General features: G+C 73.8%; 25 protein-coding genes, 1 tRNA gene and 1 pseudogene. 12 read left to right on the top strand and 15 right to left on the bottom strand.

From position 1 onward, the window contains the following. Nucleotides 1-87 precede the first annotated feature (87 nt). The gene (locus G339_RS0104850) at nt 88-978 is read right to left on the bottom strand and encodes an endo alpha-1,4 polygalactosaminidase (RefSeq protein ID WP_019629953.1); all 891 of its coding nucleotides are present in this window, start codon (nt 976-978) and stop codon (nt 88-90) included. A 48-nt stretch (nt 979-1026) separates the two neighbouring features. Continuing rightward, complete coding sequence (locus G339_RS0104855) at nt 1027-1374, bottom strand: VOC family protein (protein WP_019629954.1); 348 nt, start codon at nt 1372-1374, stop codon at nt 1027-1029. Between the two features lie 141 nt (nt 1375-1515). Here G339_RS0104855 and G339_RS0104860 point away from each other — a divergent pair, with 141 nt between their 5' ends. From G339_RS0104860 to G339_RS0104870, 3 genes are all read left to right on the top strand, one after another. Next, entirely contained in the window at nt 1516-2700 is a 1185-nt protein-coding gene (locus tag G339_RS0104860; protein WP_019629955.1) for a cytochrome P450, read from the top strand. Continuing rightward, on the top strand, nt 2697-2900 hold the full coding sequence (locus tag G339_RS0104865; protein WP_338028911.1) for a ferredoxin: 204 nt from the start codon (nt 2697-2699) through the stop codon (nt 2898-2900). Before G339_RS0104860 ends, G339_RS0104865 begins: the two co-directional genes overlap by 4 nt. A gap of 91 nt (nt 2901-2991) precedes the next feature. Then, entirely contained in the window at nt 2992-3339 is a 348-nt protein-coding gene (locus G339_RS0104870; RefSeq protein WP_026341141.1) for a hypothetical protein, read from the top strand. On the opposite strand, the gene G339_RS0104875 is transcribed toward G339_RS0104870, so the two are convergent. The 6 genes from G339_RS0104875 to G339_RS0104900 all read right to left on the bottom strand — a co-directional run bounded on the left by G339_RS0104875 (nt 3336) and on the right by G339_RS0104900 (nt 10589). Then, the gene (locus G339_RS0104875; RefSeq protein ID WP_019629958.1) at nt 3336-3953 is read right to left on the bottom strand and encodes a TetR/AcrR family transcriptional regulator; all 618 of its coding nucleotides are present in this window, start codon (nt 3951-3953) and stop codon (nt 3336-3338) included. The two genes, G339_RS0104870 and G339_RS0104875, sit on opposite strands and share 4 nt — an antisense overlap. Further along, complete coding sequence (locus G339_RS0104880) at nt 3950-5716, bottom strand: FAD-binding oxidoreductase (RefSeq protein ID WP_019629959.1); 1767 nt, start codon at nt 5714-5716, stop codon at nt 3950-3952. Before G339_RS0104880 ends, G339_RS0104875 begins: the two co-directional genes overlap by 4 nt. A gap of 62 nt (nt 5717-5778) precedes the next feature. Continuing rightward, nucleotides 5779-6603, bottom strand: coding sequence for a carbohydrate ABC transporter permease (locus G339_RS0104885; RefSeq protein ID WP_019629960.1), 825 nt, complete (start codon nt 6601-6603; stop codon nt 5779-5781). After that, nucleotides 6600-7538 (bottom strand): carbohydrate ABC transporter permease, encoded by a 939-nt coding sequence (locus tag G339_RS0104890; RefSeq protein ID WP_019629961.1) that lies wholly within the window; start codon nt 7536-7538, stop codon nt 6600-6602. The genes G339_RS0104885 and G339_RS0104890 overlap by 4 nt, the downstream gene beginning before the upstream one ends. Next, the gene (locus tag G339_RS0104895; protein ID WP_019629962.1) at nt 7539-8786 is read right to left on the bottom strand and encodes an extracellular solute-binding protein; all 1248 of its coding nucleotides are present in this window, start codon (nt 8784-8786) and stop codon (nt 7539-7541) included. A gap of 519 nt (nt 8787-9305) precedes the next feature. Next, nucleotides 9306-10589 (bottom strand): sensor histidine kinase, encoded by a 1284-nt coding sequence (locus tag G339_RS0104900; protein ID WP_019629963.1) that lies wholly within the window; start codon nt 10587-10589, stop codon nt 9306-9308. A gap of 147 nt (nt 10590-10736) precedes the next feature. On the opposite strand from G339_RS0104900, the gene G339_RS0104905 reads away from it, so the two are divergent. Beyond that, complete coding sequence (locus G339_RS0104905; RefSeq protein WP_019629964.1) at nt 10737-11423, top strand: response regulator transcription factor; 687 nt, start codon at nt 10737-10739, stop codon at nt 11421-11423. A 7-nt stretch (nt 11424-11430) separates the two neighbouring features. On the opposite strand, the gene G339_RS0104910 is transcribed toward G339_RS0104905, so the two are convergent. From G339_RS0104910 to G339_RS0104930, 5 genes are all read right to left on the bottom strand, one after another. After that, the gene (locus G339_RS0104910; RefSeq protein ID WP_019629965.1) at nt 11431-11628 is read right to left on the bottom strand and encodes a hypothetical protein; all 198 of its coding nucleotides are present in this window, start codon (nt 11626-11628) and stop codon (nt 11431-11433) included. Nucleotides 11629-11746: 118 nt separating this feature from the next. Then, entirely contained in the window at nt 11747-13249 is a 1503-nt protein-coding gene (locus tag G339_RS0104915) for a sensor histidine kinase (RefSeq protein WP_019629966.1), read from the bottom strand. A 117-nt stretch (nt 13250-13366) separates the two neighbouring features. Beyond that, nucleotides 13367-14269, bottom strand: coding sequence for an ABC transporter permease (locus tag G339_RS0104920; RefSeq protein WP_019629967.1), 903 nt, complete (start codon nt 14267-14269; stop codon nt 13367-13369). Then, nucleotides 14259-15065, bottom strand: a complete 807-nt coding sequence (locus tag G339_RS0104925) for an ABC transporter ATP-binding protein (protein ID WP_019629968.1) — start codon at nt 15063-15065, stop codon at nt 14259-14261. The genes G339_RS0104920 and G339_RS0104925 overlap by 11 nt, the downstream gene beginning before the upstream one ends. Continuing rightward, nucleotides 15062-16108, bottom strand: coding sequence for an ABC transporter substrate-binding protein (locus G339_RS0104930; protein ID WP_019629969.1), 1047 nt, complete (start codon nt 16106-16108; stop codon nt 15062-15064). The genes G339_RS0104925 and G339_RS0104930 overlap by 4 nt, the downstream gene beginning before the upstream one ends. Before the next feature lie 198 nt (nt 16109-16306). On the opposite strand from G339_RS0104930, the gene eno reads away from it, so the two are divergent. Genes eno through G339_RS0104950 form a run of 4 tightly spaced genes read left to right on the top strand, consistent with a single transcriptional unit; the run spans nt 16307 to nt 19492 of the window. Beyond that, the gene (eno, locus tag G339_RS0104935) at nt 16307-17590 is read left to right on the top strand and encodes a phosphopyruvate hydratase (RefSeq protein ID WP_019629970.1); all 1284 of its coding nucleotides are present in this window, start codon (nt 16307-16309) and stop codon (nt 17588-17590) included. Between the two features lie 10 nt (nt 17591-17600). Next, on the top strand, nt 17601-18044 hold the full coding sequence (locus tag G339_RS0104940) for an FtsB family cell division protein (protein ID WP_019629971.1): 444 nt from the start codon (nt 17601-17603) through the stop codon (nt 18042-18044). 12 nt (nt 18045-18056) lie between these two features. Then, nucleotides 18057-18575: a DUF501 domain-containing protein gene (locus G339_RS0104945; protein ID WP_019629972.1), complete on the top strand. Its 519-nt coding sequence runs from the start codon at nt 18057-18059 to the stop codon at nt 18573-18575. Then, the gene (locus G339_RS0104950; RefSeq protein ID WP_019629973.1) at nt 18572-19492 is read left to right on the top strand and encodes a Ppx/GppA phosphatase family protein; all 921 of its coding nucleotides are present in this window, start codon (nt 18572-18574) and stop codon (nt 19490-19492) included. The genes G339_RS0104945 and G339_RS0104950 overlap by 4 nt, the downstream gene beginning before the upstream one ends. A gap of 228 nt (nt 19493-19720) precedes the next feature. Here the strand turns inward: G339_RS0104950 and G339_RS40235 are convergent, their stop codons facing one another. Together G339_RS40235 and G339_RS41045 are read right to left on the bottom strand one after the other, a co-directional pair. Continuing rightward, on the bottom strand, nt 19721-20227 hold the full coding sequence (locus tag G339_RS40235; RefSeq protein WP_240489745.1) for a hypothetical protein: 507 nt from the start codon (nt 20225-20227) through the stop codon (nt 19721-19723). A gap of 867 nt (nt 20228-21094) precedes the next feature. Then, nucleotides 21095-21307 (bottom strand): annotated as a pseudogene (locus G339_RS41045) (DUF2510 domain-containing protein); the annotation flags it as partial. On the opposite strand from G339_RS41045, the gene G339_RS0104960 reads away from it, so the two are divergent. From G339_RS0104960 to G339_RS0104975, 4 genes are all read left to right on the top strand, one after another. Next, nucleotides 21300-22112: a uracil-DNA glycosylase gene (locus tag G339_RS0104960; RefSeq protein WP_019629975.1), complete on the top strand. Its 813-nt coding sequence runs from the start codon at nt 21300-21302 to the stop codon at nt 22110-22112. The pseudogene G339_RS41045 and the gene G339_RS0104960 overlap by 8 nt on opposite strands. A 233-nt stretch (nt 22113-22345) precedes the next feature. After that, nucleotides 22346-23677 (top strand): NAD(P)/FAD-dependent oxidoreductase, encoded by a 1332-nt coding sequence (locus G339_RS0104965; RefSeq protein ID WP_019629976.1) that lies wholly within the window; start codon nt 22346-22348, stop codon nt 23675-23677. Nucleotides 23678-23696: 19 nt separating this feature from the next. Continuing rightward, nucleotides 23697-24935 carry a class I SAM-dependent methyltransferase gene (locus tag G339_RS32575; protein ID WP_019629977.1) on the top strand — a complete coding sequence of 413 codons (1239 nt, stop codon included), beginning with the start codon at nt 23697-23699 and terminating at the stop codon, nt 24933-24935. Between the two features lie 63 nt (nt 24936-24998). After that, nucleotides 24999-25074: transfer RNA gene (locus G339_RS0104975), tRNA-Leu, on the top strand. Nucleotides 25075-25082 lie beyond the last annotated feature (8 nt).

Genomic DNA, 25082 nt, shown 5'->3' on the forward strand with positions numbered 1-25082 from the left:
GCGCGGTTTGTCGTTGGTTGAGCGGCGGGTTCGGAGCACCGCGAGGTCGATTGCCGGCAGCCGCCGGACGCCCGGCGTGGGCGGCGGTCAGGGGGTCGTGCAGGCGCGGTAGCGGTGGCCGGGGGTTCCGGTGGGGAGGACGTCCCGGTCTCGTCGGGTGACGGCGATTCGGGTGCCGAAGGATCGGCAGGCCGCGGTGAAACCCTTGGCGTCGTATTCGATGTCGAAGACGCGGTTCGGGTAGGCGGTTGCGTATTCGGCGCATTCGTCGGTGCGTCCGCATTCCTCTACGACGGCTAGGTCGAAGCCGATCACGGCGCGGTGGGGGAGCAGTTCCGCGGTGTTCTTCTGGGCGGCGGCCAGGCCGTGCTCGTGGGCGCGTGCGGTGATCAGGCGCGCGAACGCGACGGCGTCCGCGGCGGTGAGAAGGTCGTCGGACCGCTGGTAGGAGTCGAGGTTGTCGAACTCGACGGCGTTGAATCCGGCCGTGGCGCAGCCGTCCGTCCAGGAGCCGACGATGGCGGCGAGGGCGGTGCGGTGGGCGGCCGTGGAGATGTCCAGCAGCGGTTCGTTCCAGTCCCGGTCGATGACCGGTCGGCCCGCGCGGTCGGTCAGCAGCAGGTCGGGGTGGTTCTCCCGCCACCAGCGGACGGCGTCCGGCTGGGTCTGGAACGCGTTGACGTAGCAGACGTTGTAGAGGCCGGGCGCGGGGGCGGCCGTCCGGTCGCGGGACACGGCGCGGACGCCGGGCGGCGGCGGGTACGGGCCGCCGATCTGGTAGTCGAACGCGATCCCGGGCGGCGGCGGGCGCACGGCCGGGCCGCTCCCGCCGGAGCCCGCGCCGCTCGACGCGCCTGTCGAAGACCCTCCGCCTGCGGGCCCGCGCTTGGTCCGGTCCGGTTCGCCGCACGACGAACATGCCGCCGCGACCAGCGCGACGGCCAGGACGAGCACCCGCACGCGGGTGAGGCGGTGCATGAACCCAGCCTCCCGCATCCGGCTCGACGGCAGTCCACGCCCGAGCCGTCAGCGGTGGCCCACCACGTTCACGATCGCGCCCGCCGGGTCGCGGACGAAGAAGCGGCGGACGCCCCACTCCTCGTCGCGCAGGTCGTGGACGATCTCCGCGCCGCGCGCGAGCATCGCGCGGTACACCGCGTCCACGTCCTCGACCTCGATCGACACGTCCGGGTGGACGGCCGCGTGCGCGTCCGCGCCCTGCAGGGTGAGCTGCGCGGTCGGGTTGGACGGCGACGCGAGCGTCACCACCCAGCCGTGGTCCATGACCACTTCGAGTCCGATCGCCGCGTAGAAATCGCTCGCGGCGGCCATGTCGTCGGTCCTGATGTCGGGCACGATCCGGCGCACGGTCATCGCGGCCCCTTCCGCCTCGGATGCGTTGGGGACAGTGGACCACACGCGTCCGACATCCGGACGACCCGTTGCCCCCGGCCGCGAAGAAGCTTACTTTCGAAGTAAAGCGAAGTCCGTTCTTTCCTGACAGGCAAGGATGCGATGACCGACACCTTCGTCCCCCCGCCCTACCCCCAGGCCCGCACCTGTCCGTACGACCCGCCGCCCGGCTACCGGACGTTCCGCGAGGACGCGCCGCTGACCCGCGCCACGCTCTACGACGGCCGGACCGCCTGGCTCGTCTCCGGCTACGACACCGCCCGCGCCTTACTCGCCGACCCGCGCCTCTCGTCCGACCGCAACCGCCCCGGGTTCCCGTTCCTGTCGCCGCGCTTCGAGTCGTTCCGGGGGCGGCGGCCCGCGTTCATCGGCCTCGACCGGCCGGAGCACGCCGCGCAGCGCCGCCTGCTCATCGGCGATTTCAGCGTGCGGCGCGTCGCGTCGATGCGCGGCGAGATCGAGGAGATCGTCGACGGGTTCCTGGACGCGATGGTCGAGAAGGGGCCGCCCGCCGACCTCGTGGCCGATTTCGCGATGCCCGTCCCGTCGATGGTGATCTGCCGGATGCTCAGCGTCCCTTACGACGACCACGACTTCTTCCAGGACGCGTCGCGGCGGCTGCTGCAGTCCGACGACCCCGGCGTCGCCGGGCAGGCCCGCGACGACCTGGCCGACTACCTCGGCCGCCTCGTGGACGGACCCCCGGCGGAACCGGGCCTGCTCGCGCGGCTCGTCGCGCGCCCCGACCGGCCCGACCGCGAGGACGTCGTCGCGACGGCGATCCTGCTGCTCGTCGCGGGCCACGAGACGACCGCGTCGATGATCGCGATGAGCGTCGTCGCGCTGCACGACCACCCCGAGCAGCTCGCCGCGCTCCGGGCGGACCCCGGGCTCGTGCCGGGGGCCGTCGAGGAGCTGCTGCGCTACCTGTCGATCGCGGACCTCGCGGGCATCCGCGTCGCCGCCGAGGACATCGAGATCGCCGGGCGGACGATCCGCGCGGGCGACGGCGTCGTCATCCCCAACTCGCTCGGCAACCGCGACGCGGCCGCGTTCCCCGACCCGGACCGGCTCGACGTCCACCGCTCCGCGCGCCACCACCTGGCGTTCGGCTACGGCGTCCACCAGTGCCTCGGCCAGAACCTGGCGCGCGCCGAACTGCACATCGCGCTCACCGCGCTGCTGCGCCGCCTGCCCGGCCTGCGGCTCGCCGTCCCGCGTGACGAGCTGGCGCTGCGGCCGCCCGCGACGATCCAGGGCGTCAACGCGCTCCCGGTGACGTGGTGAGCGGCGGGATGGAGGTCAGCGCCGACCGGGCGGTCTGCGTCGGCGCGGGCATGTGCGCGCTGACGGCCCCGGACGTCTTCGACCAGGACGACGACGGGCTCGTCACGGTCCTGCGGCCCGACCCGCCGGCGGCGGCCCGCCGCGCGGTCCGCCAGGCCGCCGACCTGTGCCCGTCCCGCGCGCTGCGCGTGGCGGACTGACACGGCGGCGGTGCGGCGCGCTCGCCGGCGCCGCGCCGCCGCCCGAAATCCCCTCGCCGCCCGGCGGCGCCCCGGACTAGGGTCGGCGCCCGTGAACGACAGGACGACCACGCTCTGGCGCCCGGTGGGCCCCGCCGAACTCGACCTGCTGCGCGCGCGGGACTGGCGCTCCTGGCCGCCGCGCCTCCCCGAGCAGCCGATCTTCTACCCCGTCCTCAACGAGGACTACGCGATCCGCATCGCCCGCGACTGGAACGTCAAGCACGACGGCGCGGGCTACGTGACGCGCTTCGAGGTCGAGACGGACTTCCTCGCCCGCTACCCCGTCCGCCAGGCGGGCGGACGGACGATCCTCGAACTCTGGGTTCCCGCCGAGGAACTCGACGAGTTCAACACCCACATCACCGGCCCCATCGAACTCGTCCACGAATTCCACTAGCCGTCAGGTCGGAGGGTCGTCAGGAGGCGGGTGCAGCGGGTGGTGAGTTCGGCGGCGGTTCGGTCGGGGTGGTCGTCCCACCAGCGGACGACGGCGGTGACGGTGGCGAACCAGATGCGGGTGAGCAGGTCGCCGTCGTCGGGGTCGGTGTCGCCCGCGCGGGCGAGGACGTCCGCGACGCCCGCCGCGCCCATGCCGTTCAGGGCGGCGCGGTAGCGGCGGGCGGCGGCGGACGCGCTGTCGGTCTCGGGCGGTGGCAGGGTCGGGTCGTAGAGGACGTGCCAGTCGGTGCGGCGGCCGTCCAGGGCGGTGATGAGGGCGTTGAGCGTGCGCGCGGCGCGGTCGGCGGCGGGCGCGTCCGGCGCGGCGTCCTCGGCGGCGCGGACGGCGGCGACGAGCCGGTCGCCCGCCGCGCGCACGCACGCCAGGTGCAACTGCTCGCGCGACCCGAAGTAGCTGTAGACGAGCGGTTTGGAAACATCGGAAGCGGCCGCGATGCGCGAGACGGACGCGCCCGCGTGCCCGCGCGTCCCGAACTCGCGCCCGGCGGCGGCGAGGATCTGCGCCTCCCGCTCGGGGCGCGGCACGCCCTTGGTGCCGGTCCGCGCGCTCATCCGCGCACCGGGCCGCGCGTCGGGCCGCGGGTCGGGTCGCGCACCGGGCCGCGCACCGGGTCGCGCACCGGGTCGCGGGTCGGGTCGCGCACCGGGCCGCGCATCGGGTCGCGCGTCGGGCCGCGCACCGGGCCGCGCGTCGGGCCGCGCCCCGGGTCGCGCGTCGGGTCGACGAGGACGCCCGGGTTCAGCACGCCCGCCGGGTCGAGCGCGGCCTTCGCCGCGCGCAGCGCGGCCGCGAACGGGTCCGGCCGCTGCCGGTCGTACCAGGGCCGGTGGTCGCGGCCGACCGCGTGGTGGTGGGTGATCGTGCCGCCGGACGCGTCGACGGCCTCGGACACGGCCGCCTTGATCTCGTCCCACTGGGCGAGGAGCCCGTCCCAGCGGCCCGCCGCGTAGACGCCGAAGTAGGGCGCGGGGCCGTCCGGGTAGACGTGGGTGAACCGGCACGTCGTGATCCCGGTCGCGCCGACCGCGCGCATCGCGGCGTCGGCGGCGGCGAGGACGGCGGCGCGCAGCGCCGGGTAGCGGTCCCACGTGCAGGCCGTTTCGAACGTTTCCACGATCATGCCGTGGGCGGCGAGCGCGTCCCGCTGGTAGGGCATCCGCAGGAACGACGACCGCCACGTGTCCGCAGCCGACGCGCCGCCCCGCGCGGCGGCGTCCGGGCCGGTGTCGCGGCGGGCCTCGGCCCGTCCGCCGTGGTCCGCGCACAGCTCCAGCGCCCGGTCCAGCCGCGCCCCGACCGGGTGGTCGGCGGACTCGAACCCGAGCACGAGCACCCCGCCGCCGCTCGCCGTCCCCGCGTTCAGGAACGCCTCGTTCGGGTCCAGCAGACGGCAGTTCGCCGGGAACAGCCCGGACTGCGCGACCGCGCGCGTCGCCTCGACGGCCCGGCCGTGGTCCTCGAACAGCACGGACGCGCCCGCGCGGAACCGCGGCCGCTCCTGCAGCCGCATCCACGCCTCGGTGATGACGCCCAGCGCGCCCTCCGAGCCGAGGAACATCCGGTCCGGCGACGGCCCCGCGCCCGAGCCGGGCAGCCGCCGCGACTCCGCGACGCCCGCCGGCGTGACGACGCGCAGCGACTCCACCAGGTCGTCGATGTGCGTGTAGAGCGTCGCGTAGTGGCCGCCCGCGCGCGTCGCGAGCCAGCCGCCGAGCGTGGAGAACTCGAACGACTGCGGGAAGTGCCGCAGCGTCAGGCCGTGCGGGCGCAGCGCGTCCTCCAGCGCGGGGCCGGGGATTCCGGCCTGGATTCGGGCGGCGCGGCTCGTCCGGTCGATCTCCAGGACGCGGTCGAGCCGCCCGACGTCGAGGCTGACCGCGCCCGCGTAGCCGGTGACGCGCGGCTCGACGCCGCCGACGACCGACGTCCCGCCGCCGTACGGGACGACGGCGACGCCCGCGCCGCCGCACCAGTCCAGGACGGCCGCGACGTCGTCCCCGGTCCGCGGCCGGACGACCAGGTCGGGGACGTGCCGCAGCTCGCCGCGCAGGTTCCGGACGACGTCGCGGAACGCCCGGCCGTGCGCGTGCGCCGCGCGGTCGGCGACGTCCGCCGAGCACAGCGCGGCGAGCGCGGGCGGCGGCGCGACGCGCGGCGCGGGCAGGGCGAGCGACGCGACGTCGGGCGGCGCGTGGTCGGTCAGGTCGGCGTCGGGCAGCAGCGCGGCGACCCGCCCGACCAGTTCGGCGCGTTCCCGCCCGGCGACCGCGTCCTCGACGTTGCCCCAGCCCCACCACGACCGCGTGCCCGCCATCGGCCCTCCTCGAATTGACCGGACGGTAACTTACCGTCCGGTCAATTCGGGTGTCCAGCCGGTCACTTCACCGATCCGGCGGTCAGCCCGCCGATCAGGTACCGCTCGACCAGCGCGAACAGCACCACGACCGGGATGATCGCGATGAGCGACGTCGCGAACAGGTACTGCCAGTGCTCCTGGTACTGCGTGACGAACGACGGGATCGCGACCGTCAGCGGTTTGCGGTTGTCCGAGACCGACACCGTCAGCGCCACGATGTACTCGTTCCACGCGGCGATGAACGTGTAGACCACGGCCGTCACCACACCGGGCATCGACACCGGCAGCGTGACGCGCAGCAGCGCGCCGATGCGGCCCGTCCCGTCCAGGAACGCGGCCTCCTCCAGCTCGCGCGGCACCGAGCTGAACGAGCCGTGCAGAATCCACACGCAGAACGGCAGGTTGAACGCCGCGTTCACCAGGATCAGTGCTTCCAGGGTGTCGGTCAGGTTCAGCATGACCGCCTCCCGGTAGACGCCGACGACCAGCGCGGTCGGCGCGAACATCTGCGTCACCAGCACGAGCACGAGGAACGCCCCGCGCCCCCTGAACCGGTTGCGCGCGGAGTAGTACGCGGCGGGCAGCGCGCACAGCAGCGTGAGCAGCGTCGAGCCGCCCGCGACGGTCAGCGACACCCGCAGGTTCGTCCACAGGGGCGCGGCCGTCCACACGTCCGTGAAGTTCGACCACTGCCAGTGCGACGGGACGTAGCCGCCCGGCGAGCGCGTCAGCTCGTGCTCGGGCTTCAACGCCGTCAACAGCATCTCGACGTAGGGGGCCAGGAAGAACAGCGCGACGAGCCAGCCGACCCCGGCCAGCAGCGCGACCCGCCACCGCCGGGTCACGACGTCGCCCCCGAGCGGCGGGCCGCGCGCAGGTACAGCGCGACCATGAACAGCACGAGCGCGAAGTTGACGACGGCCATCGCGGCCGACTCGCCGACGTGCTGGTCGAAGAAGGCGATCTTGTAGGTGAACGTGGTCGAGGTGTCCGTGGCGTGCTGGGGGCCGCCCTGGGTCATCGACCAGATGATCGGGAAGTTGTTGAACACGTTGATGCAGTTGATGATCGTTCCGATGAGCAGGGCGGGACGCAGCAGCGGCAGCGTGATCCGCAGATAGGTCGTCCAGCCGGACGCGCCGTCCACCCGCGCCGCCTCGTACACCTCCGGCGGGATGCTCTGCAGGCCCGCGAGGATCACGAACGACGTGAACGGCAGCGTCACGAAGACCGCGACGGCCATCATCCACGCCATCGCCTGGCCGGGGTGCGCGAGCCAGTTGACGGGCTCGTCCACCAGGCCGAGGTCGAGCAGCAGCCGGTTCACCACGCCCGAGTCGTTGTCGAGCATCCAGCGCCAGATCAGCGCCGTCATCAGCACCGACGCCGCCCACGGCACGATCACCGCCCACCGCACGACGCGGCGGCCGGGGAAGCGGGCGTTCAGCAACTGCCCGAGCGCGAGCGACAGGACGGTCGTGATCACGACGATCCCGACGACCCACAGCAGCGTCCGCAGCAGCACGGCGCCGAGATCAGGCTCGTCGAACAGGTCCTTGTAGTTGCGCGTGCCCGCGCCGCCGAGCGTCGCGCCCGACGAGCTGATGGCCAGGAACGACGTCCGCACCATCTCCACGACGGGCCACAGCACGACCGCGCCGATCAGCAGCAGCGCGGGCGCGAGCCACGGCAGCGGGGCCAGCAGCACGCGCAGCCGGGCGAGGAGCCGCGCGGGCCGGGACGCCGGAGCGCCCCGGCCCGCGATCGAGACGCCGTCCACTCAGCCGGCCTTCTCGGCCGTCTGCTGGATGCCGTCCAGGACCTTCTTCGGGTCGCCGTTCGCGACGGCCGCGCCGAGGTCCTGCTTCACCGCGCCCGCGACGGCCGACCAAGCGGGGTTGCCGGTCGGCGCGAACTGCGACGTGGGCAGGGCGTCCACGAACTGCTTCATGTACGGGTCGGCGCTGAGCGCGTCCCCGGCCGACTTCGTGACCGGCAGGAAGCCCTCCAGCTTGAGGAACTTCGAGCTGTTCTCGGCGCTGTAGAAGAAGTCGAGGAAACGGCGGACCGCCTCCTTGTTCTTCCCGCCGTCCCGCTTGAACGCGGCGAGGACGTCCATGACGCCGAGCGTGTCGTGGCTGGAACCGTTCTTGCTCGGCAGCGGCGCGACCCCGAAATTGAGGTTCTTGTTCGCCGGGTCGATGAATCCGGCCTTGGTGAACGGGCCGCCGATCGCCATTCCGATCCGGCCCTGCGCGAACTGGTTGAAGACCTTCGCGCGGTCGGTGGTCTCCGGGTTCGGCTGCGTGACGCCGGACTTGGTGAGGTCCCGCAGGAACGTGAGCGTCTCGACGTTGGCCTTCTGGTTGATCGCCCACTTCCCGGACGAGTCCACCCAGCCGCCGCCGTTGTTCATCGCCCAGGAGTAGAACTCCGCCTGCGCCTCCTCGGGGCCGAGCGGCAGGCCGTAGCCGGTCGCGCCCGCCGCCTTGATCTTCTGCGCGTCGGCCTGGACCTCGGCCCAGCTCGCCGGCGGCTTGTCGATCTTCGCCTTGGCGAAAAGGTCCTTGTTGTAGAACAGCAGCCGCGCGCTGGAGATGAACGGCAGCCCGTACTGCGCGCCCTGGTACTGGGCCTGCTTGACGAACGTCGGGGTGAAGTCGCTCAGGACCTGCGGCGAGACGACCTCCTCCGCCTTGTAGATCAGCCCGTCGCGGGCGAAGTCGGAGAAGGCGTTGTAGTTGAGGACGTCGGGAGCCTGCTTGGTCTGGACGTAGGTCTTGACCTTGCGGTCCATCTGCTCCCAGTCGACCATTTCCAGGTTGACCTTGTAGCCGGGGTTCTTGGCCTCGAAGTCCTTGATGAGGCCGTCCCAGTAGCCCTTGGTGTTGTCGTCGTAGATCGCGGCGACGAACCGGATCGTCTTTCCGGACGAGTCGTCGCCCGACGAGCTTCCCTTGCCGCATCCCGTCAGGGCGAGGGCCAGCGACAGGCCCACGGCGGTGGCGCCGGCGAACTGCTTTCTCACGTGCTCCGCCTCTCTCAACGACACGGTGGACGTGTCTGTTTTCCCCCTTTTCTATGGCCCGGTCCGAAAACCGAGGCCCGACCTCTTCAGCGCGCGGTAAGGTCAGCACGGGCCGCCCGCCTCCGCGTTCCCCGGGAAATCCGGCGGTCCGTACAGCCCCGAACATAAGAGCCGGTCCGGACCGGTTCAAGGCTCGATTTCCAACCGTTATTGAACGGGCGACTGGTCCGGTCCGCACGCTGGACTGGTCCGGTCGCCGGGTGCTTCACCGGGGACCGGCCGGACGCCCCCGAGCGGCGGCGAACCAAGGTAAAAAGGACGCTAACCTCGCGCTGATCCGCGTCTTATCCGGTCTGTCCTAGCGTGTCCGGTGGACGGACGGGCCGCCGCACCACCTCCGGGCTGCTTTCTGGGGTTGGGAGCCGGGCGGAGACGGCGGCCCGTCCGTGCGCGGGTGGCCCCGGACGCCTGCGGGGGCCGGGGCCGCACCGGTTCTCAGCACCGGTTCTCAGCACCGGGTCAGGCGTCGCGCGTCGCGGGCAGCAGCAGCGTGAAGATCGGCGGCGCGGGCCGCCGCAGCACCAGCCGCCCGCCCTCCGCCTCGGCCAGCGACCGCGCGAGCGCCAGCCCGATCCCGTGCCCGGCCTCCGACGCGCCCCGCCGGGTGAACACGTCGTCCTCGGAGTCGGTGATGCCCGGCCCCTCGTCGGCGACGTCGAACGCCAGCCCGCCCCCGATGTCGCTGGCCTCCACGGTGATCGCGCCGCCGCCGTGCTCGCGCGCGTTGTCGACGAGCACGTCCAGGATCTGCCGCACCGCCGACGTCTTCACGTGGACGGACGGCAGCGGCCCCTGCACGGTCGTCGTCAGCGGCAGCCCCTCCCAGCGGGCGCGCAGCTCGTCCAGCAGCGCCGGGACGTCCAGCGGCTCGCGGTCCGGCCCCGCGTCGCGGGCGAGCAGCAGCAGGTCGTCGATGATGTCGCGCATCCGCTCGCCGCGCCGCACCGCCGTCCGCGCCGCCGACCGCAGGTCCGCGCCGGGCCGCTCCAGCGCCGCCTCCAGCCCGAGCAGCAGGCCGGTCAGCGGCGTGCGGAGCTGGTGGGAGACGTCCGCGCTGAACGCCCGCTCGCGCTCCAGCAGCGAGCCGAGGCGGCGCGCGGTCACCTCCAGCGCGCGGCCCGCCGCGTCCGCCTCGCGCAGCCCGGACGGCTGCGCGCGGACGGTGAAGTCGCCCGCGCCGAGCGCCTGCGCGGCGCGCGTCAGCCGTTCCAGCGGCCGGGCGAGCCGCCGCGACTGCTTCCACGCGACCCCGGCCGCCAGCCCGATGATCACCGCCGCGAACGCGCCCATCAGCAGCCACGCCCGCGTCGTCCGGGCCCGGACCGCCGACTCCGGCAGCGCGACCCGCACCACCTCCGGCGGCCCGCCGCGCACCGCGACCGGCGCGGTGACGGCCAGCGCGCCCGCCTCGTCGGCCTGGTGCGAGCGGCCGTCGGCGGACGCGGCGGCGACGCGGGACGTGCGCGGGCCGCCGCCGGACGCGCGCCGCCCGTCCGGCCGGTACAGCCCGACCGTCAGATGCGGGCTCAGCTCGCGGGGGAGCGGCGCCGCCCCCGTCCCGTCCGGCTCGACCGCCGCGACCCGCGCCGCGTCGCGCTCCAGCGTCGCGACGGCCTGCGCGCGGTACAGCAACTGCACCGCCACCGCGAGCGGGACGGCCAGCAGCACCACCGCGACCGCGGTGATGCCGGTGATCGTGACGAGCAGCCGCCGCCGCAGCGGCGTCCCCGGGGGTCGTTCCATCTGCTCCGCCGCCGGTCCTTCGGGAGTGTTCGCGGGCCGCCCCGAGGATAGCGGCGGCGGCCGGGCGCCCGGACGGGCGTTAACCCACCGCTCACCTGGGCGCGGATATCGTGGCGGCGACCACGAGACCCCGGGGAGGACGCGCGCATGACGGCGGGGCGGCTTCTCGTCGTCGAGGACGACGAGGTCATCGGCTCCGAGCTGGCCGAGGCGCTGACCGCGCAGGGCTACACGGCCGAGTGGGCGCCCGACGGCGCCGACGCGCTCGCCCGCGCGGCCGAGCGCGCCCCCGACCTGGTCCTGCTCGACCTCGGCCTGCCCGACGTCGACGGCGTCACGCTCTGCCGCAAGCTGCGGACCCTCCTCCCGGACGCCGTGATCGTCGTGCTGACCGCCCGCACCCGCGAGTTCGAGGTCGTCGTCGCGCTCGACGCGGGCGCCGACGACTACCTCACCAAGCCGTTCCGGCTCACCGAGCTGATGGCGCGGCTCCGCGCGCACCTGCGGCGCAGCGGCGCGGCGCGCGGCCAGGAGCGGTTCCTGACGCGCGGCGGCCTGACGCTCGACCTGGCGGCGCGCCGCGCGACGTTCGACGGGACCGAACTCCGGTTGCGGCCCAAGGAGTTCGACCTGCTCGCGTGCCTGGCCGCCAACGCGGGCGAGGTCGTGACGCGCGAGACGCTGATCGACCGGGTGTGGGACGTCAACTGGTTCGGTCCGACGAAGACCCTGGACGTCCACATCTCCGCGCTGCGCCGCAAGCTCGCCGAGCACGGCGCGGACCCGGCGTCGATCGCGACGCTGCGCGGCCGCGGCTACCGGTTCGAGGACTGAGAGCCGCTTACTCGCTCGGCTTGGGCGTCGTGCAGTGGACCTTCGGGTTCGCGCCGATGTAGTTCAGCGGACCCGCGACGATCGTCAGCCCGAGCGTGCCGAGGCTGGCGCAGCTCGCGTCCGCGTCGTCGAAGTAGTGGCGCTGCGCCGCCGCGAACACCCCGATGACCAGCCAGACGACGACGATGGCGGAACCGACGCGCATGATGACCCTCCCGCCGCGCGCCCGCCGGGGGGCGGATCGCGCGTTCCGGAAACATGAGACGCCCTCGCTATGTCCGCTCACGCGCCGATCATGCCGCCATGCCCCGCCACCTGCGCGATCACATCGGCAGCAGCAGCACGAACCGCGCGCCGCGGCGGCCGTCGGCGCGGTCCCGGATCACCAGCGAGCCCCGGTGCGCCTCGGCGATGTCGCGGGCGATGGCCAGGCCGAGGCCCGTCCCGCCCGCGTCCCGGTGCCGGCCCTCGGCGAGCCGGGTGAACCGGTCGAAGATCCGCTCCCGGTCGGTCGGGGCGATGCCGGTGCCGTCGTCGACGACCTCGACCATCGCGTAGCCGTCCGCCAGCCGCGTGATCTCGATCCGCACCTCCGACGCGGCGTGCCGGTCGGCGTTGTCGATGAGGTTGGTCAGCAGCCGCGCCAGGTCGCGCGGCGACCCGCGCACGTACACCGGGTCGCCGTCGGGGACGACGACGCGGGCGCGGCGCGGGCGGCGCAGCACCTCCTGGTCGGCGAGCCGCCGCAGGTCCACCTGCTCGTCGGGCTCGCGGTCGGCGGCGTCGAGCCGCGCGAGCGCCAGCAGGTCCTCCACGACGGCCTGGAGCCGGTCGGCGCTGCGCAGCGTCGCGGCGAGCGTGTCGCGGACGTCGGCGGCGTCGGGGTCGGCGATGGCGACCTCCAGCTCCGTGCGCAGCCCGGCCAGGGGGCTGCGCAGCTCGTGCGACACGTCCGAGACGAAGCCGCGCAGCCGCGCCACGGCCGTCTCCAGCCGGTCGAGGGTGGCGTTGACGGACGCCGCCAGCCGCGACAGCTCGTCGTCGCGCTCGGGGACGGGCACCCGCCGCTGCAGGTCCGTCGCGGTGATCTCGTCCAGGTCGGCGCGGATCTCGTCCACCGGGCGCAGCGTGCGGCCCGCCGCCCGCCACGTCCCGAAGCCGATGAGGCCGGTGATCAGCGGCACGCCGAGGGACAGCAGCGCGGCCTCGCCCGGCCGCGGGAACAGGCCGGGCGCGGTCGCCATCGCGTAGGCGAGGTAGTTCCCCTGCGGCGTCGCCGTCCGGTACACGATCACGCGCCAGCACGGGCCGCCGGGCGCGTCGAGCGTGCAGGACGTCCCGTCGTTGCGGTCGTCGTCGGGGTCGGGCGGCGGGAAGTCGACGCGGGGGCGGCCGCGCATCGGCTCGTTCGCGGCGGCGACGTGCCCGTCCGGCGCGATGACCTGCAGCAGCTCGCCGGTGTTGCCGGTGACGATCCGCCCGTTCTCCGGCAGCTCCGAGTGGATGATCGCGATGAGGCGGCGGTCCTCGCGGCTCAGCTCCTCGTCCAACACCGACACCTCCTGCCGCTGGATCAGCACGAGCAGCAGGACGTAGACGGCCGTGGTCAGCACCGCCGTAATCAGGATCGTCGAAAGGGTGACGCGCAGCCTGATCCGCGGCGGCTGGCGGCCCCAGGGGGTGAGCCGCGCGAGCCTGCGCAGCGGCCCGTGCTGCGGCCCGTGCTGCGGCTCGGCGGCCGGGTCGTCGCGGGTCGGGTCGTCGTCGGGCGGAGCGCCGCCCCCGGCTCCGGCGGGACGTTCCGCGCCGCCGCCGGGTCGGCGCATGGCGGGCCACCTCGCGGGATCGTTGCGGTCGCTGGAAGCCTGCCCGGCCACCGGCAAACCGCCGCCTTCCGGGCGGTCAAGGATCTTCCGTTCCCGGCCGCCCGGAAAGCCGCGCCCTCAGTCGTTCGCGTCGAGCCCCCAGCGCGACCGCAGGGACCGGTCCACGACCCCGAACACCTGGTCGATCACGATGCCGATGATCAGGATGACGATCATGTAGGAGATCATCTCGGCGGTGTTGTTCAGCTCCCGCGCCTGCGCCAGCAGCACGCCGAGCGACGTCGTGTTCCCGATGACGACCAGCAGCTCGCCCGCCATCAGGCTGCGCCACGCGAACGCCCACCCCTGCTTGAGCCCCGCCACGAACGACGGCAGCGACGCGGGCAGGATCAGGTGCCGGTACAGGTTCAGCCCGCGCAGCCCCATCACCTTGCCCGCGCGCAGCAGGATCGGCGGCATGTAGTCCACGCCCGCGATCAGCCCGTTGGCGATCGACGGCGCCGCGCCCAGCACGACCACGAACAGGATCGCGCTCTCGCTCAGCTTGAACAGCATGATCGCCAGCGGGAACCACGCGATCGACGGCATCGTCTGCAGGCCCGTGATCAGCGACCCGAACGCGCGCCGCAGCACGCGGAACCGCGACACCAGCGCGCCGACCACCACGCCGACGAGCACCGACACCGCGAACCCGACGGCCGCGCGCCGCATCGTCAGCGCGACGGCCTCCCAGAACCGCCCGGTGGTGACCTGGTCCCAGAACGCGGGCAGCGTGTCGGCGGGGCCGGGCAGCACCCACGGCTTCTTCCAGCCCGTCCACACCACGACCTGCCAGGCGGCGAGCGCGATGAGGACGGCGGCGACCATCGGCCACAGCGCGCCCCACACCCGCGACAGCCGGTCGCGGCCCCGGTGGCCGCCGAGTTCGAGCGCGTCGAGCCCGGCCAGCTCGCGGTTCAGCCGGTCGTCGCGCGGGGCCTCCACCGCGTCCGCGGTGCCATGCACCGTGTCATGCGCCATGCCGTCCGACCTCCTCCCGCAGCCGGTCGGTGATCCGGGCGGCCAGCCCCGACACCTCCGGCGAGTCGATGCGCCGCGGACGCTCCATCGGCACGGGGAACTCCTCCACCACGCGGCCCGGCCGGCTGCTGAGCAGCACGACCCGGTCGCCGAGGCGCACGGCCTCGCGGACGTTGTGGGTGACGAACAGGATGCTCAGCGACCGCTCCGCCCAGATCCGCTCGATCTCGTCGTGCAGCAGGTCGCGGGTCATCGCGTCGAGCGCGCCGAACGGCTCGTCCATGAGCAGGACCGTCCCGCCCGCCTTGCCGTCGTCGTTGACGGTCAGCGCGAGCGCGCGGGCCAGCGCGACGCGCTGCCGCATCCCGCCGGAGAGCTGGTGCGGCCGCTTGCGCCCGAAGTCGCGCAGGTGGACCGACTCCAGCAGGTCCCCGGCGCGCGCGGCGCGGTCGGCGCGCGGCACGCCGCGCATCTTCAGCGCCAGCTCGATGTTCGCGGCGACGGTGAGCCACGGGAACAGCGCGGGCTCCTGGAACATCAGCGCGACGCGGGCGTCGCCGGTGTCGATCGTCCCGGCGGTGGGACGGTCCAGATCGGCGACGAGGTTGAGCAGCGTGCTCTTCCCGCAGCCGGACGCGCCGAGCAGGCAGACGAACTCGCCGGGCGCGACCGACAGCGACACCGCGTCGAGCGCGAGCAGCCGGTTCGTCCCGGAACCGAATGCTTTGGAGACGCCGGAAAGCCGGACCGCCACGTCGGCGGTCCGGCCCGCGGCGGCCGGGGCGGCCTGTGTCATTTCTCGGAGACCTGTGCCTTTCCGTTCGCCTTGAGGACCTCGTTCAGCGGGCCGAGGTCGTAGATGCCGTTCAGGTCCGTCTTGCCGAGCAGGCCGATGTCCTCGGCGTGCTGCGCGCCGGCGATCAGCGAGGACGCGACCGGGTCCTCGGTGAACTGGATCTGCTTGAACGCGGCGTCGAGGATCTCCTGCTTGAGCGGCTTGCCGCTGAGCTTGGTCAGCGCGTCGTTGGTGATCTTCTCCGCGTCGGCCTTGTTGTTGTTGATGTAGTCGGTGGACTCGACGACGCCCTCCAGGAGCTGCTTCACCTTGTCCGGGTGCTTCTTCGCGTACTCCTGGCTGACGATCAGGTTGGTGATCACGAACTTGCCGCCGGGCCACAGCGAACTCTCGTCCAGGAACTTGCGGCCCTTGCCCTCGATGATCAGCCGGGAGGCGTACGGCTCGGGCACCCACGCGCCGTCGATGGAGCCCTGCTCGAAGGTCTGGAGCGTCTGCGCGTTGTCCTGCGGGACGACCTTGACGTCGCCGCTGCCGTCCTTGTTGGCCGTCAGGCCCTTCTGCTTGAGCCAGTAGCGGATCGCGACGTCCTGCGTGTTGCCGAGCTGCGGCGTGGCGATCTTCTTGCCCTTGAGGTCCTGGACGGTCTTGATGCCGGGCTTGACGATCAGCGAGACCCCGCCGGACGCCGCGCCGGAGTAGATCTTGATGGCCTGGCCGTGCGACTGGGACCACGCGTTGATCGACGGGTTGGGGCCGACGAACGCCGCGTCGATCGCGCCGGAGAACAGCGCCTCGACGGCGGCCGGTCCGGCGTTGAACGTCGCCGTCTTCGGAGCGGTCCCGAGGTGCTTGGCGAAGATGCCCTTCTCGACGCCGACGAGCGCGGTCGCGTGCGTGATGTTGGGGAAGTAGCCCAGGCGCAGCGGGCCGTCGCCGGACTTGCCGCCGCCGTCGTCGTCGCCGCAGGCGGTCAGCGCTCCCGACCCGGCGAGGAGGAGGACGGCCGCAACGGCGACCCGACCGCGAAGTCTACGGAGCATGGGGCTATTCCCTACTGTCCTAGTGTGTTTGGCTTGGTAAGTAGATAAGATAGGTAATACCTTCGTCAAGTCGCCTGCATGGCACGGTTTTGTCACGGTGCTCCCGGCTTCGGCGGGCGTGCCCCTTGGCCCGGCTCCGGAGCCCCTCGATAGGGTGTTCACCCACTGCCCGCACCACCAGAGCAACAGGGAGCCGCCGTGTCGTCGATCGAGGCCGTCCTCGCCCGGGAGATCCTGGACTCGCGGGGCAACCCCACCGTCGAGGTCGAGGTCCTGCTCGCCGACGGCACCGAGGGCCGCGCGGCCGTCCCGAGCGGCGCGTCCACCGGGCAGTTCGAGGCCGTCGAACTGCGCGACGGCGGCGACCGGTACAACGGCAAGGGCGTCCGCGACGCCGTCAAGGCCGTCAACGAGACGATCGACGAGAAGCTCGTCGGCTACCCCGCCACCGAGCAGCGGCTCATCGACCAGCTCCTGGTCGACCTCGACGGCACCCCCGCCAAGTCCGCGCTCGGCGCGAACGCGATCCTCGGCGTCAGCCTCGCCGTCGCCAAGGCCGCCGCCGAGTCGTCCGGGCTGCCGCTGTTCCGCTACGTCGGCGGGCCCAACGCGCACCTGCTGCCGGTGCCGATGATGAACATCCTCAACGGCGGCGCGCACGCCGACACCAACGTGGACGTCCAGGAGTTCATGGTCGCCCCGATCGGCGCGCCCACGTTCTCCGAGGCGCTGCGCTGGGGCGCGGAGACCTACCACGCGCTCAAGTCCGTGCTCAAGGCCAAGGGCCTCAGCACCGGCCTCGGCGACGAGGGCGGCTTCGCCCCCGACCTGCCGAGCAACCGCGAGGCGCTCGACCTCATCCTGGAGGCGATCCGCAAGGCGGGCTTCACCCCCGGCCGCGACATCGCGCTCGCCCTCGACGTCGCCGCCAGCGAGTTCTGCGAAGGCGGCGTCTACACGTTCGAGGGCGGCAAGAAGTCCGCCGCCGAGATGGCCGCGTACTACACCGGCCTCCTCGCCGACTACCCGCTCGTCTCCATCGAGGACCCCCTCGACGAGGAGGACTGGTCGGGCTGGAAGGCCCTCACCGACGAGGCCGGGTCCAAGGTCCAGCTCGTCGGCGACGACCTGTTCGTCACCAACCCCGAGCGGCTCGCCCGCGGCGTCGAGACCGGCACCGCCAACGCGCTGCTGGTCAAGGTGAACCAGATCGGCAGCCTCACCGAGACCCTCGACGCCGTCACCCTCGCCCAGACCAGCGGCTACCGGTGCATGATGAGCCACCGGTCCGGCGAGACCGAGGACACCACCATCGCCGACCTGGCCGTCGCCACCAACTGCGGCCAGATCAAGACCGGCGCGCCCGCCCGCAGCGACCGCGTCGCCAAGTACAACCAGCTCCTGCGCATCGAGGACCTGCTCGGCGACGCCGCCCGGTACGCCGGCGCGGCCGCCTTCCCCCGCTTCGCCTGGGAGGGCTGACCGCACCCCGATGGAGCCGCGCGAACGGGACGGCCGGGGAACCGCCCGCCGGGACGACGACCGTCCGGCGGGCGGCCCGCGCCGCCACGCGCTCACCGGACGGGCCGCGATCCTCGCGGTCGTGGTGTGCGCCATCGCGCTGAGCCTCGCCTACCCCGTCCGCGAGTACGTCGCGCAGCGCCGCGAGATCGCCCAGCTCAAGCACCGGCAGAGCGTCGCGCAGCGGCAGGTGGACGAACTCCAGGCGCACAAGCGGCGGCTCGGCGACGAGGCGTACATCGAACGCGAGGCCCGGCGCCGCCTCCACTACTGCATGCCGGACGAGAAGTGCTTCATCGTCCTGTCCGGCGACGACGACGGGACCGCGCGGGCGGGCCGCGACGGCCGCGACCGCCGCCCGCCCTGGTACGAAACGCTCTGGCGGTCCGTGCAGGACGCCGACCGCCCGCGCTGACCGGGGAGACCGATGATCGACGAACACGACGAGGCCGCCGTGGCGGCCCAGCTCGGCCGCACCCCGCGCGGCATCCGCCGGGTCGCGTACCGCTGCCCGTGCGGGCTGCCGGCGGTGATCGAGACCGCGCCCCGGCTCCCGGACGGCACGCCGTTCCCGACGCTGTTCTATCTGACGTGCCCGAAGGCGGCGTCCGCGATCGGCACGCTGGAGGGCGGCGGCGCCATGCGGACGATGCAGGCCCGCCTCGCCGACGACCCCGGACTGCGGGACGCCTACACCGCCGCCCACGACGACTACCTCGCCCGCCGCGACGAGGCCGCGCGCGCGGACGGCGTCGAGCCGCTGCCCGCCGGGACGCAGAGCGCGGGCGGGATGCCCGAGCGCGTCAAGTGCCTGCACGCGCTCGTCGCGCACGAGCTCGCGGTGCCCGGCGGCAACCCGTTCGGCCGGGAGGCCCTGGCCGAACTGCCGGAGTGGTGGAGGTCCGGTCCGTGCGTGTGCGTCCCCGATCCCGAGGAGTCCCCGTGACCCGCGTCGCCGCCGTGGACTGCGGCACCAACTCGGTCCGCCTGCTGATCGCCGACGCGTCCGGCGCGGAGCTGACCGACGTCGAGCGCCGGATGGAGATCGTCCGGCTCGGGGAGGGCGTGGACCGCACCGGCCGCCTCGCCCCCGACGCCCTCGCGCGCACCTTCGCCGCCATGCGCGGGTACGCGGGCCTCATCGCCGAGCACGGCGCGGAGAAGACGCGCGTCGTGGCGACCAGCGCGACGCGCGACGCGCAGAACCGGGACGAGTTCGTGTCCGGCGTCGTGGACATCTTCGGCGTCGAACCCGAGGTCGTCACCGGGGACGTCGAGGCGGAGCTGTCGTTCCTCGGCGCCACCCGCGACCTCGCGACGCTGCGGCCCGCGCGGCCCTACCTCGTCGTGGACATCGGCGGCGGGTCCACCGAGTTCGTGCTCGGCGGCTCGTCGGTCGAGGCGGCGCGCTCGGTCAACATCGGGTGCGTCCGGATGACCGAGCGGCACCTGAAGGACGGCGATCCGCCCACGCCGGGCCAGATCAGCGCGGCGGCCGCGGACATCGACGCGGCGCTCGACCTCGTCCGCGCGGCCGTCCCGGTGGACGAGGCGCGCACGCTCGTCGGCCTCGCGGGCTCGGTGACGACCGTCGCGGGCATCGCGCTGGGCCTGACCGAGTACGACTCGTCGCGGCTGCACCTGTCGCGCATCACGGCGGCGCAGGTCCACGAGGTGACGCGCGGGCTCCTGCACGCCACCCGCGCCGAACGCGCCCGCCTCGGCGTGATGCACCCGGGGCGCGTGGACGTCATCGGCGCGGGGGCGCTCATCCTCGACCGCATCATGCGCGAGTTCGGCTTCGGCGCGGTCGTCGTCAGCGAACACGACGTCCTCGACGGCGTGGCCTGGTCACTGGCCTGACCCCACCCGACCACACCACCCGCGCCTGCCCTGCGCGCACCCGCCCTGCGCGCGTCCGCCCTGCGCGCGTCCGGCCTGCGCGCGTCCGCCCTGCGCGACACGGCCTACGCGCGCCCGCCCTGCGAGCGCTCGCCCTGCGTGTGCCCATTCTGCGCGGCCGATCCAGTGCGCGCCCGTTCGGCGCGCGCCGGACAGAAGGGGCGGGGAGACAGCGGGTTCGGGCGCGGGTCAGTCGGCGCGGGCGGCGCGGTCGCGTTTCAGGGCGGCGATCAGGTCGGGCAGCAGCACCGCGTTCGGGACGTAGAGCGGTACCTGGAAGGGGACGGCGTCGCCGGACGAGCCGCGCACGGCGACGCGCTCGTTCTCCACGACCGCGCCCGACACCGCCGACCAGCTCAGCGACATGCGGTCGCCGCGGATGCCGCCCCGGTGGACGGTCAGCCCCGGCGCGAGCGTGATCAGTTCCCCGGCCCGCGCGAGCGCCGCCAGCTCGGCGACGACGCGGCGGCCCGCCGTGACGCGGAACCACTCCACGAGCCGCGCCCAGGTCGCCTCCGGCTCGGCGCACGTGTGGACGTCCAACAGCACCTCGACGCGCGGAGCGCCCCCGATCGGGAACCGCCCGACCTGGAACACCCCAGCCCAGTACGCCCCCCACTGCACGGCGTCCCACGGCAACCCGGCGGCCCCGTACGACACCAGCCGCGCGTCGGCGCGCAACGGAACCCCGCCCACCACCGCGTCCAACGGCGGCGGCAACGCCGGAGGCGGCGCGAACCCTCCACCGACCGAACCGAACCCCGCCCCCGGCACACCCCCGGCAACCCCACCCGCCCCCGGCACGCCCCCGACCGGCGGCACAGCCACCTGCGGCGAATATCCCGCGCCCACGCCGGGCGACGGATAAAGCGGGGCAGGCGGCCCCGACGCGTACGGCCCGCCGGACGCCGCCTCGACCGGGCCGGGCGCATACGCCGACGCCGCGCCCGGCGGCGCTGACCCAGGCACCCCACCGCGCGGCCCCACCGGCGGCAACGACGACGCGGGCGGCACCTCGGATTGGACAGCCGGATACGACACCACCCCGCGCGGCGGCCCCGACGGCGACGGCGCGCCGTGTGGGGGTTCGCCGGGCGTGGGTTGGGGTGAACCCGACTCGTGTCGCAGCGGCGACGCGGGCTGCACGCCGGGTAGCGCGGGCGCGTACGGCCATGCCGAGTCCGGCGGCGCTGCCTGTGGCGGCGCGCCATGTGGGGGTGCGCCGGGCATGGGCTGAGGTGAACCCGACTCGTGCGGCAGCGGTGGTGGGTACGACGACGCGGGTTGCGCGGGCGCGTACGGCGATGCCGCGTGCGGCGGCGCTGGCTGCGGCGCGGGTTGCGGTGGCGCGACGGGCGCGGGCCGGTACAGGTCGGGCGCGTGGGGCGGGGCGTCGGGTTGGGGTGGCGCGCCGGGGGTGTAGGGCGTGGGTTGGGGCAGGCCGTGGGGGCGCGGTGGGGCGTCGGGGTGGGACGGCGCGGCGGGTGCGTAGGGGGCGGGCTCGTGTGGCGGGGCGGCCGGTGGGTTGGGGGGTGTGGGGTGGTGGGGTGTGGGTTCCGGGGACTGAGCGTGGGTGTGCTGGGTCCAGTGGGTTCCGTCCCACCAGCGCAGCGCGGACTCGCCGGTCGGGTCGGGGTACCAGCCGGGTGAGGGCATGGGGGAGGGCCTCCGCTCGCGCGAGTCGGCCGGATCGCCCGCTCCACCCGGACCCGGCCCGGTGATCGTACCCGTCCGGGAACGCCCGGAAAATGAGTGGCAGGATCGAGCCATGAGCATGTCGAACCGGCCGTTCGTGCCGCCGGGGACGGGGTGGCCGGGCGATCCGGCGGGGCCGGACACGCCCGTCGCGCGTGACGCGGCCGAGGTCGTGCGGCTGGCGGCGTCCGCGCCGGACCTCGCGGCGGTCGAGGCGCGCGAGTCGGTGTGCCGCGCGTGCGACCGGCTCGTCGCGTGGCGGGAGAAGGTCGCGGTGGAGCGGCGGCGCGCGTTCGCGGACGAGGAGTACTGGGGGCGTCCCGTGCCGGGCTGGGGCGCGGCCGAGCCGACGATCCTGATCTCCGGTCTCGCGCCCGCCGCGCACGGCGGGAACCGCACCGGCCGCATCTTCACCGGGGACCGCTCGGGCGACTGGCTGTTCGCGTCGCTGTACCGGGTCGGGCTGGCGGCGCAGCCGACGAGCGTCCGCGCGGACGACGGCCAGGAGCTGCTCGGCGTGCGGGTCGTCGCGGCCGTCCGCTGCGCGCCGCCGGACAACAAGCCGACGCCGGACGAGCGCCGCGCCTGCCTGCCGTGGCTGGCGCGCGAGGTGGCGCAGGTCGCGCCGTCGGTGCGCTGCGTCGTCGCGCTCGGCGGGTTCGCGTGGCAGGGCGTGTGGCCCGCGCTGAAGGAGGCCGGGTACGCGATGCCCCGGCCGCGTCCGCCGTTCGGGCACGGGCGCGAGGTGCTGCTGCCGGGTCCGGACGGGCGGGACGTCACGCTGCTCGGCTGCTACCACCCGAGCCAGCAGAACACGTTCACCGGCCGCGTCACCGAGGACATGCTGGACGCGGTGTTCACCCGGGCGCGCGCCCTGGCGTCCTGACGGAGCGGACGCGGGGCAGGACCGTTGCCAGGCCGGCGGCCGGTTCCCGCCGGACGCCCGCCGAGCGCCCCCGTCGGGTCCTGCGCCCGCGCCGTGCCGGACGCCGGGCGTCCCGCACACCCGATGAGACGCTTCCGTTTTCGCCCTAGTTCGCATGATTTTCCGGCTTTTGCTGGACTGTGGGGTGGATCACTTCGTGTGCGGACGTCCCGGTTCGGGGTACCCCGCGTGACATGTCCGCAGAGAAGAACCCCCGGCAGATCCTCATCCTCGGCGGCGGCTACGTCGGCATGTACGCGGCGCTCCGGCTCCAGCGCAGGCTGCGCCGCGAACTGAAGCGCGGCGAGGCCGTCATCACCGTCGTCGACCCGCAGTCCTACATGACCTACCAGCCGTTCCTGCCCGAGGCGGCGGCGGGGAACCTGGAGCCCCGGCACGTCGTCGCGCCGCTCCGGAAGGTGCTGAAACACTGCCGCGTCCGCAACGGGCATGTCACCCGGATCGAGGACGGGCGCCGCCGCGTCGTCTTCCGTCCCGCCGGGGCCGGGCCGGACGACCTGCACGAGCTGCCCTACGACCTGCTCGTCGTCGCGCTCGGGTCGATCTCGCGGACGCTGCCCATCCCCGGGCTCACCGGCTGCGGCATCGGGTTCAAGACCGTCGAAGAGGCCATCTACCTGCGCAACCACGTCCTGCACCAGCTCGACGTGGCCGCGTCCAACGACGATCCGGACGTCCGCCGCCGCGCGCTCACGTTCGTGTTCGTCGGCGCGGGCTTCGCCGGGATCGAGGCGCTCGCCGAACTGGAGGACATGGCGCGCGACGCGTGCCGCTGGTATCCGAATGTCAAATCCGGCGACATGCGGTGGATGATGGTCGAGGCCAGCGACCGCATCCTGCCCGAGGTCGGCCCCGAGATGGGCCGCTGGACGGCCGACGCGCTCCGCGCGCGGGGCATCGAGGTCAAGCTCCAGACGATGCTGAAATCAGCCGAGAACCGGCACATCGTCCTCAGCGACGGCGAGGAGTTCGACGCCGGGACGCTCGTGTGGACCGCCGGGGTCAAGGCCCATCCCGTTGTCAAGGACAGCGACCTGCCTGTGGACGACAAGGGACGTGTCGAGGTCGGCGCGGACCTCGTCGCCGAAGGGCGTCCGCACGTCTACGCCGCCGGGGACAATGCGCGCGTCCCGGACCTTTCAGGCACCGGCGAGTACACCGCGCCCAACGCGCAGCACGCCGTCCGGCAGGCCCGCCGCCTCGCCGACAACATCGTCGCCGACCTGCGCGGCCGCGAGCGCAGGCCGTACAAGCACGCCTACGTCGGGTCCGTCGCAAGCCTCGGCCTGCACAAGGGCGTCGCCAACGTGTACGGGATCAAGCTGCGCGGCTTCCCCGCCTGGTTCATGCACCGCACGTACCACCTGTCACGGATGCCCACGCTCAACCGTAAGATGCGGGTGACGGCGGACTGGACCCTCGCCCTGTTCTTCCGGCGCGAGATCGTCTCGCTCGCCGAACTGGAACGCCCGCGCGAGGAGTTCGAACTCGCCGGACGGAGCTGACGCGATCGGGGGAGCGGCGATGCAGGACGGCGTGGCGGGCCGCCTCACCCCGCTGCTCACCCGCATCCTGCTCGGCGACGACGGAACCCCCGACGAACTGCCCGTCCGCGTCAGCGCCTGGGACGGCAGCTCGGTCGGGCCCGCCGGGACGCCCGCGTTCGTCATCCGGCACCGGCGCGCGCTGCGCCGCCTGCTGTGGAAACCGGGCGAGATGGGGCTCGTCCGCGCCTACGTCGCCGGGGAACTCGACATCGAGGGCGACGTGTTCGCCGCGCTCGGAGCGGTCCAACGCGTCATGCGCAGCGGCGACGAGCCCATCCGGCTCAGCGGCGACGACAAGCGCGAGATCGTCCGCACCGCCGTCATGCTCGGCGCGGTCGGCACCGAGCCGCGACCGCCCGCCGAAGAGTTCCCCGCCGGGGGCGCGCCCACCGACGCCGCGCCGCTCCGCGCGCCCGCCGCGTTCTTCGCCGAGCTGTTCGGCCCCACCCTCGCCCACGGCAGCGGCCAGTGGGACCAGGCCGTCGACCTCGACGACGCCCAGCACGCCGCGCTCACCTGCGCCGCCGACCGGCTCGGCCTCTTCCCCGGCGCCCGCGTCCTCGACCTGCGCGCCGGATGGGGCGCGTTCGCGCGCCGCGCCGCCGCCGCCGGAGCCCGCGTCGTCGCGCTCACCCGCACCCCCGAACAGGCCGAATACGTCGCCGACCAGCGCCTCGACGGCGTCGACGTCCGATCCGGCGGCATCGACTCCGCGGGCGACGGACCCTACGACGCCGTCGTCGGACTCGGCGGCGTCGAATCCCCCGACGAGGCCGTCCCCCACCTCTACCGGCTCCTCGCCCCCGGCGGCCGCCTCCTCCTCCAGCAGCCCACCCGCCGCCCCGGCCCCCACCAGGTCCGCCGCACCTTCACCACCAGCTACATGTTCCCCGAACACGGCGAACCCCGGACCCTCGCCGAACTCGTCGCCGCCGTCGAAGACTCCGGCCTCGAAATCCGCGGCGTCACCGCCCTCCGCGAACACCACGCCCGCACCCTCCGCGCCTGGGCCGCCCGCCTCCAACGCCACTGGACGCGCTGCGCCGACCTCGCCGGCGAAGGCCGCGCCCGCGTCTGGCTCCTCTACCTCGCCGCCTCCGCCCTCGCCTGCGAGAGCGGCCGCGTCGGCGTCCACGAGATCGCCGCGATCCGCCGCGACCGGGACGGACGCGCCGGAACCACCCTCGTCGAGGAACGCGCCGTCCAACCCCGCTGACCCCCGCGGAACCACCGAGCGAAACCACCGGCCCGTCACGCTCCGTACCGATATGATGACGCCGCCCCTGTGGCCCAAACGGTAGAGGCGGGCTCCCTAAAAGAGCTTTTCCGTGTCGGTTCGAATCCGACCAGGGGCACTGTGTTG

Source organism: Actinomadura atramentaria DSM 43919 (genome assembly GCF_000381885.1).
Classification (GTDB): Bacteria; Actinomycetota; Actinomycetes; order Streptosporangiales; family Streptosporangiaceae; genus Spirillospora; species Spirillospora atramentaria.